At 70.7% G+C, this 6,635-nt stretch carries 5 protein-coding genes and 1 pseudogene; 3 read left to right on the top strand and 3 right to left on the bottom strand.

Annotated elements, in window-relative coordinates; all coding sequences use genetic code 11:
- Positions 1–40: 40 nt before the first annotated feature.
- Entirely contained in the window at positions 41–889 is an 849-nt protein-coding gene (locus ABZV00_RS21105) for a 3-hydroxyacyl-CoA dehydrogenase family protein (RefSeq protein ID WP_328419821.1), read from the top strand.
- Between the two features lie 51 nt (positions 890–940).
- Here the strand turns inward: ABZV00_RS21105 and ABZV00_RS21110 are convergent, their stop codons facing one another.
- Together ABZV00_RS21110 and ABZV00_RS21115 are read right to left on the bottom strand one after the other, a co-directional pair.
- Positions 941–1,786, bottom strand: a complete 846-nt coding sequence (locus ABZV00_RS21110; RefSeq protein WP_355608711.1) for an ABC transporter permease — start codon at positions 1,784–1,786, stop codon at positions 941–943.
- Positions 1,783–2,634, bottom strand: a complete 852-nt coding sequence (locus ABZV00_RS21115; protein ID WP_328419817.1) for an ABC transporter ATP-binding protein — start codon at positions 2,632–2,634, stop codon at positions 1,783–1,785. Before ABZV00_RS21115 ends, ABZV00_RS21110 begins: the two co-directional genes overlap by 4 nt.
- Positions 2,635–2,785: 151 nt before the next feature.
- On the opposite strand from ABZV00_RS21115, the gene ABZV00_RS21120 reads away from it, so the two are divergent.
- Complete coding sequence (locus tag ABZV00_RS21120) at positions 2,786–4,792, top strand: protein meaA (protein ID WP_355608714.1); 2,007 nt, start codon at positions 2,786–2,788, stop codon at positions 4,790–4,792.
- 18 nt (positions 4,793–4,810) lie between these two features.
- Here ABZV00_RS21120 and ABZV00_RS21125 read toward each other — a convergent pair whose 3' ends face one another.
- Positions 4,811–5,107: a DUF1540 domain-containing protein gene (locus tag ABZV00_RS21125; RefSeq protein ID WP_355608717.1), complete on the bottom strand. Its 297-nt coding sequence runs from the start codon at positions 5,105–5,107 to the stop codon at positions 4,811–4,813.
- A 1,193-nt stretch (positions 5,108–6,300) separates the two neighbouring features.
- Between ABZV00_RS21125 and ABZV00_RS21130 the strand changes: the two are divergent.
- Positions 6,301–6,635, top strand: a pseudogene (locus ABZV00_RS21130) (hypothetical protein); the annotation flags it as partial.

Raw genomic sequence — 6,635 nt, forward strand, 5'->3', positions numbered from 1 at the left:
GGGTGCAGGGAGGCACTCAATCGCAGCGAGGGAGAAGTAGATGGCGGGTCGACTCGCGGTCGTCGGGGCCGGGCTGATGGGCTCCGGCATCGCCCAGGTGGCGGCGCAGGCGGGCTGGCAGGTGACGCTGCGCGATCTCGACGAGGCGGCCACCACCCGGGGGCTCGGCGGCATCCGGAAGTCGCTGGAGAAGTTCGCCGAGAAGGGCCGGATCGAGGCGTCCGAGGTCGAGGCGACGCTCGCCCGGATCACCCCGACCACCGACCTGGAGGCGGCGGCGGACGCGGACATCGTGGTCGAGGCGGTCTTCGAGCGGCTGGAGATCAAGCACGAGGTGTTCCGCGCCCTGGACAAGATCTGCAAGGCCGACGCGGTGCTCGCCACCAACACCTCGGCCATCCCGGTCACCCAGATCGCCGCGGTCACCGAGCGGCCCGAGGCGGTCGTCGGCACGCACTTCTTCTCCCCGGTGCCGATGATGCAGCTCTGCGAGTTGGTCCGCGGCTACAAGACCAGTGACGCCACGCTGGCCACCGTGCGGGCCTTCGCCGAGGAGATCGGCAAGACGGTCGTGGTGGTCAACCGGGACATCGCCGGCTTCGTCACCACCCGGCTGATCTCCGCCCTGGTGGTGGAGGCGGTCAAGCTGGTCGAGTCCGGCGTGGTGTCCGCGGAGGACCTGGACACCGCCTGCCGGCTGGGCTTCGGGCACGCCATGGGCCCGCTGGCCACCACCGACCTGACCGGCGTGGACGTGCTGCTGCACGCCTCGAAGAACATCTACACCGACACGGCGGACGAGAAGTTCTTCCCGCCGGAGCTGCTCCAGCGGATGGTCACCGCCGGCGACCTGGGCCGCAAGACCGGCAAGGGCTTCTACACGTACTGAGCGGGACATGGAAAGGGGGCGGGCGCCGTGCGCCCGCCCCCATTTTCAGCGTCAGCCGTCGCGCTTGGTGGTCCAGCGGAAGGTGGTCAGGCAGAGCACCAGGCCGATCACGCACCACAGGGCCAGCATCAGCGCGACCCGGCCCAGCTCGAACGAGCCGCCCGGCTCCTGGGCGCCGAAGCTGGACGGCAGGAAGACCGATCGCAGCCCCTGGCACATCCACTTGAGCGGGAACAGCGCGGCCAGCTGCTGCATCCAGGTGGGCAGGTCGGTGAAGATGAAGAACACGCCGGAGACGAACTGGAGCACCAGGGCCACCGGGGTGACCACCGCCGAGCCGCTGCGGGCGGTGCGGGCCAGCGATGAGATGGCGATGCCGCACAGGGTGCAGGCGGTGACACCGAGCACGGAGACCCAGCCGAAGGTGAACCACTTCCCGGCGGTGCCCGGCAGGTCGAGGTCGAACAGCCCCACCGCGACCGCCAGCAGCAGCGCGGTCTCGGCGATGCCGATCGCGACCACCATGATCACCTTGCCGGCGAACCACACCCACTTGGGCATCGGTGTGCCGCGATAGCGCTTGAGCACGCCCCGGTCCCGCTCGATCGGGATCCAGATGCCGAGGTTCTGGAAGCTCACGGTCATCAGGCCGGTCGCGATCATGCCGGTGATGAAGTACTGGGTGTACTTGACCCCGCCGCCGATCTCCCCGCTGAAGATCGAAGCGAAGATCAGGATCATGATGATCGGGAAGCCCATCGTGAAGACCACGGACTCCCGGCTACGCAGGAACTGGGTGATCTCCAGCCGGCCCTGCCGCAGGGCGAGCGCGGCGACGCCCGGCCGGCGGCCCGGGGTCGCGGCGACCGGCGTCGCCGGCTTCGTCGTGGTCGTCATCGCGCGTGTCCGATCATCGTGAGGTAGACGTCCTCCAGGGTCGGCCGGGTCACGGTGAGCCCGGGGACCTCGCCGCCGTAGCGCGCGGCCAGCTCGGCCACCAGGGCCGTCGGCGTGGCACTCTGCGCGCTCTCCGGCGTCCCGTCCGGGGTACGCCAGGAGACCGTGGCCAGCGCCTCCTGCCGGTTGCCCAGCCGGTTCGGCGCGGCCACCTCGACCAACCGGCCGCCGCTGATCACGCCGACCCGGTCGGCCAGCGCCTCCGCCTCGTCCAGGTAGTGGGTGGTCAGCACGATGGTGGTGCCGGCCGCGGCGAGGTCGCGGATCAGCTCCCAGAACTCGCGGCGCGCCTCCGGGTCGAAACCGGTGGTCGGCTCGTCGAGGAAGAGCAGCTCGGGGCGGCCGATGATGCCGAGCGCCACGTCGAGGCGGCGCTTCTGCCCGCCGGAGAGGGTGTGCGTGCGGGCCTTCGCCTTACCGGCCAGCCCGACCCGCTCGATCACCTTGTCCGGGTCGTCGGCGTCGGGGTAGAAGCCGGAGAAGTGCCGGATCACCTCGGCCACGGTCAGCTCGTCGAACTCGCCGGTGCCCTGGAGCACGATGCCCACCCGGGATCGCCAGCCCGGGTCCGGATGGGCCGGGTCCGCGCCGAGCACGGAGACCTCGCCGGCATCCCGGCGCCGGTAGCCCTCCAGGATCTCCACCGTGGTGGTCTTGCCGGCACCGTTCGGGCCGAGCAGAGCGAACACCTCGCCACGGTGGACGTCGAGGTCCACGCCTGCCACCGCCACGTTGCCGCCGTACGCCTTGCGCAACCCCCGGACGGAGATGGCCAGCTCGTCATCCATGGCGTCCAGTGTGCGTCCTTGCTGGGGCGGAGCGGCGCCCGGGGTGTGTCGGTCCGCGCCACTGCGGGCAGTTCGCACCCGGACGTCCGCGACATGGACCTGTGTGGTTTTCCACAGCCCGTTTTACTGAACGGTAACTTAAACTCCGGCCATGGATGAGAAGGCACTTTCGGGGCGCCTGCCCGAGCGGGACCGCCCGTGGGTGATGCGCACCTACGCCGGCCACTCCTCGGCCGCCGCGACCAACGCCCTCTTCCGCCGCAACCTGGCGAAGGGGCAGACCGGGCTCTCGGTCGCCTTCGACCTGCCCACCCAGACCGGGTACGACCCCGACCACGAACTGGCCGCCGGTGAGGTCGGCCGGGTCGGCGTGCCGGTGGCCCACCTCGGCGACATGCGGGCGCTCTTCGACGGCCTCCCGCTGGCCGAGATGAACACCTCGATGACCATCAACGCCCCGGCGATGTGGCTGCTCGCCCTGTACGGCACCGTGGGGCTGGAGCAGGACGCCGAGCTGGCCCGCTGCGCCGGCACCACCCAGAACGACATCATCAAGGAATACCTGTCCCGGGGGACGTACATCTTCCCGCCGGCTGCGTCGCTGCGGCTCACCGCCGACGTGGTGGCGTACACGCTGCGCGAGATGCCGCGCTGGAACCCGGTCAACATCTGCTCGTACCACCTCCAGGAGGCCGGTGCCACGCCGGTGCAGGAGGTCGGCTTCGCGCTGGCCACCGCCGTCGCCGTGCTCGACGCCGTGCGCGACTCCGGCCAGGTGCCCGCCGAGCGGATGGGCGACGTGGTGCAGCGGATCTCGTTCTTCGTCAACGCCGGGGTGCGCTTCGTCGAGGAGATCGCCAAGATGCGCGCGTTCGGCGTGCTCTGGGACGAGATCACCCGCGACCGGTACGGGGTCACCGAGGCCAAGCAGCGCCGGTTCCGCTACGGCGTGCAGGTCAACTCGCTCGGTCTGACCGAGGCGCAGCCGGAGAACAACATCCAACGCATCGTGCTGGAGATGCTCGGCGTGACGATGTCCCGCGACGCCCGGGCCCGCGCCGTGCAACTGCCCGCCTGGAACGAGGCGCTCGGCCTGCCCCGCCCGTGGGACCAGCAGTGGTCGCTGCGGATGCAGCAGGTCCTGGCGTACGAGTCGGACCTGCTCGAATACCCCGACCTCTTCGCCGGCTCGCACGTGATGACCGCGCTGGTCGACGAGATCGTCACCGGCGCCCGGGTCGAGTTGGACAAGGTGCTGGAGCTGGGCGGTGTGGTCGCCGCCGTGGAGACCGGCTACCTCAAGAGCGCGCTGGTCACCTCGCTGGCCGAGCGTCGCCGCCGGATAGAGTCCGGCGCCGATGTGGTGGTCGGGGTCAACCGGTTCGCCGAGACCGAGCCCTCCCCGCTGACCGGGGCCGGAGCGGAAGCGGTCGAGCAGGTGGACCCTGCGGTCGAGGCCGCCGCCGCCGAGGGCGTACGCCGGTGGCGAGCCGACCGGGACGGCGCGGCCGTCGACGCGGCCCTGGCCCGGCTCCGTGCGGACGCCGCGACCACCACGAACCTGATGCCGGCCACCCTGGAGTGCGTGCGGGCCGGGGTAACCACCGGCGAGTGGGCCGGCGCGCTGCGCCAGGTCTTCGGCGAGTACCGGGCGCCCACCGGGCTGGCCGGCGCCACCGGGACCGGCGGCGACCCCGGCCTCGCGGACGTCCGCGAGCGGGTCACCGCCACCGCCCGCGAGCTGGGCAGCGGCCGGCTGCGGCTGCTGGTCGGCAAGCCCGGCCTGGACGGGCACTCCAACGGCGCCGAACAGATCGCGGTACGCGCCCGCGACGCCGGCTTCGAGGTCGTCTACCAGGGCATCCGGCTGACCGCCGGGCAGATCGTCGCCGCCGCCGTGGAGGAGGACGTCGACCTGGTCGGGCTCTCCGTGCTCTCCGGCTCGCACCTGGCCGCCGTACCGGCGGTGCTCGACGGGCTGCGCGCCGCCGGCCGGGCGGACCTGCCGGTGGTCGTTGGCGGCATCATCCCCGCAGGCGACGCCGACACGCTGCGGGCCGCCGGGGTGGCCCGGGTCTTCACCCCGAAGGACTTCGCCCTCACCAGCATCATCGACGACCTGGTGACGGTCATCCGTCGCGCCAACGACCTGCCCTGAGCGGGTGGGTTTGGCAGGTCAGCGGCCGACGTAGGTCATACAGTCGGCCAGGTCGTTGTCCGGCCCGACCCTGATCGACGGCGCGTGGCACTCCAACTGCTCGTTGTGCTGGCAGTCGGAACGTTGGCAGGCACCCACCTGGGCGATCAGACTCTCCACGCCGCCCCGGACCGGTGACTCGACGAAGGTGTGGCAGTGGGCGTGATCCATGCTGCCGATCGTGATCGCGTAGGCGTGGCAGTCGCCGGCGTGGTTGTACGCGCAGGCAGCTACCACGCACTCCTGAACTCGGGGCATCTCGATCGCTGTGGTCATGCCGACCTCCTCGGGCTCTTGCCCCGATCCTAGGCTTTTGTCGGCTTCCTGGGCTGGCTATGGCTTGCTGCCTGCCCCTTGCCTCCCGGGGTGGCGTCTGCTCCGATGGTGGGCTTGCGTCGTGGGTGGGGTGGGGCCCGCCGTGCCCGGCTCCGGGCAGTCAGGCTTGATCCCTGCGCCGGGCACGGCGGGCACCACCCTGTCGGTGGTCGCCGTCGCTTTCTGGTTCCTGCGCTGGACGGCGGCGGGCTCCACCCCGTGTCGGCTGCCGTCGTCGGTCCTGATGCCTGCGCTGGCAGGCGGGCCCGCCCTGGGAGTGGTCGTCTTTCCCGACCCACGGTTGGGTGCGGTCAGTCCATCGCCGCGTCGATGGTCACCGCCTGTCCCGATCGCGCGTCGGTGGTCGCCCTCTGTCCCGATCGCCCTGAACGCGGCCCCAGCCCTCAGCCCCAACCCGAGCCCTCGTCTTCGGGTCGGTCGCTGTTGTTGGCGTGATACCTGTGAGGCATAAATATGCCTGTGAGGTATCACCGGTGTTGTCGACCCGCGGGCCGGGTCGCGAGGTTTCGGGGTGATCGACTCGGTGTCGGCGATGTCGCGGCATCCCGGCGCGACGATTCCCCCATGTCGGTGACCTGGAGTTGACCATGGCCAGCCGGCCGCGTCTGGCGCCGGGACGGTGGTCGAGCGTGCGTCGAATGTCCGGCTGACGCCGGGAGCGGTGGTCGACCGCGCCGAATGTCCGGCTGCGACGGAGCGGTTGTCGAGCGCGTCGAATGTCCGGCTGACGCCGGGAGCGGTGGGCGATCCGGGCGCCGAATGTCCGTTATCGGGGTCTCTGGCGTGTGACCGGCTGCACCCGTCGGCCGGAATGGGGGCCGGCCCGGGGTCGTTACATACCCTGACGATCGCAGTACCACGGCCCGCCGCCCCAACTCCCGGGGTTGGAATGCCAGGCCCGGCCCGGTCGTTACAGATCCCCTGAACGACCGCACCAGGCACCCGCTCGACCCGGTGCCAATGCCGGAATGACCTCGGCCCGCCGGTCGTTACACACAGACCCGGTGCCACGAGCCCCCCGCTTGTAGGCCGCCGAAAAGACTTTGTTGTTAGCGCCGGACGAGGTGCTCGCACCCGGTAACGCCGATCCCCCGGTCGGTTTGGGTGTTTACCCCCGTGAAGGAGCTACCCCCATGAACACGATCATGCGTAAGAGTGTGCTGTCTGTTGCTGGTCTGGCCTTCGCCGGTGGTGTGTTCGCCGGTCCGATCGCCGCGCACGCCGCCACCCCCGTCGACACCAAGCCCGCCGCCGTGGCGGTGCAGTCGGTCTCGCCGCAGGGTGAGCAGTCGCGCATCGATTTGAACGGTGAGCAGACGGCCAACGTGAAGGCGATCATCGCGGCGACGAAGAAGGCCGGTCTGCCGGAGCGGGCGGCGGTCATCTCGATCGCGACGAGTCTGCAGGAGTCGAAGCTGGAGAACCTCGGCCACCTCGGCGACATGAACGACCACGACTCGCTGGGCCT

Source organism: Micromonospora sp. NPDC005173, assembly GCF_040608515.1.
Classification (GTDB): Bacteria; Actinomycetota; Actinomycetes; order Mycobacteriales; family Micromonosporaceae; genus Micromonospora.

Coding starts and splice junctions, on each gene's coding strand:
- ABZV00_RS21105 (WP_328419821.1), top strand. CDS start 41: ATGGCGGGTCGACTCGCGGTCGTCGGGGCCGGGCTGATGGGCTCCGGC.
- ABZV00_RS21110 (WP_355608711.1), bottom strand. CDS start 1,786: ATGACGACCACGACGAAGCCGGCGACGCCGGTCGCCGCGACCCCGGGC.
- ABZV00_RS21115 (WP_328419817.1), bottom strand. CDS start 2,634: ATGGATGACGAGCTGGCCATCTCCGTCCGGGGGTTGCGCAAGGCGTAC.
- ABZV00_RS21120 (WP_355608714.1), top strand. CDS start 2,786: ATGGATGAGAAGGCACTTTCGGGGCGCCTGCCCGAGCGGGACCGCCCG.
- ABZV00_RS21125 (WP_355608717.1), bottom strand. CDS start 5,107: ATGACCACAGCGATCGAGATGCCCCGAGTTCAGGAGTGCGTGGTAGCT.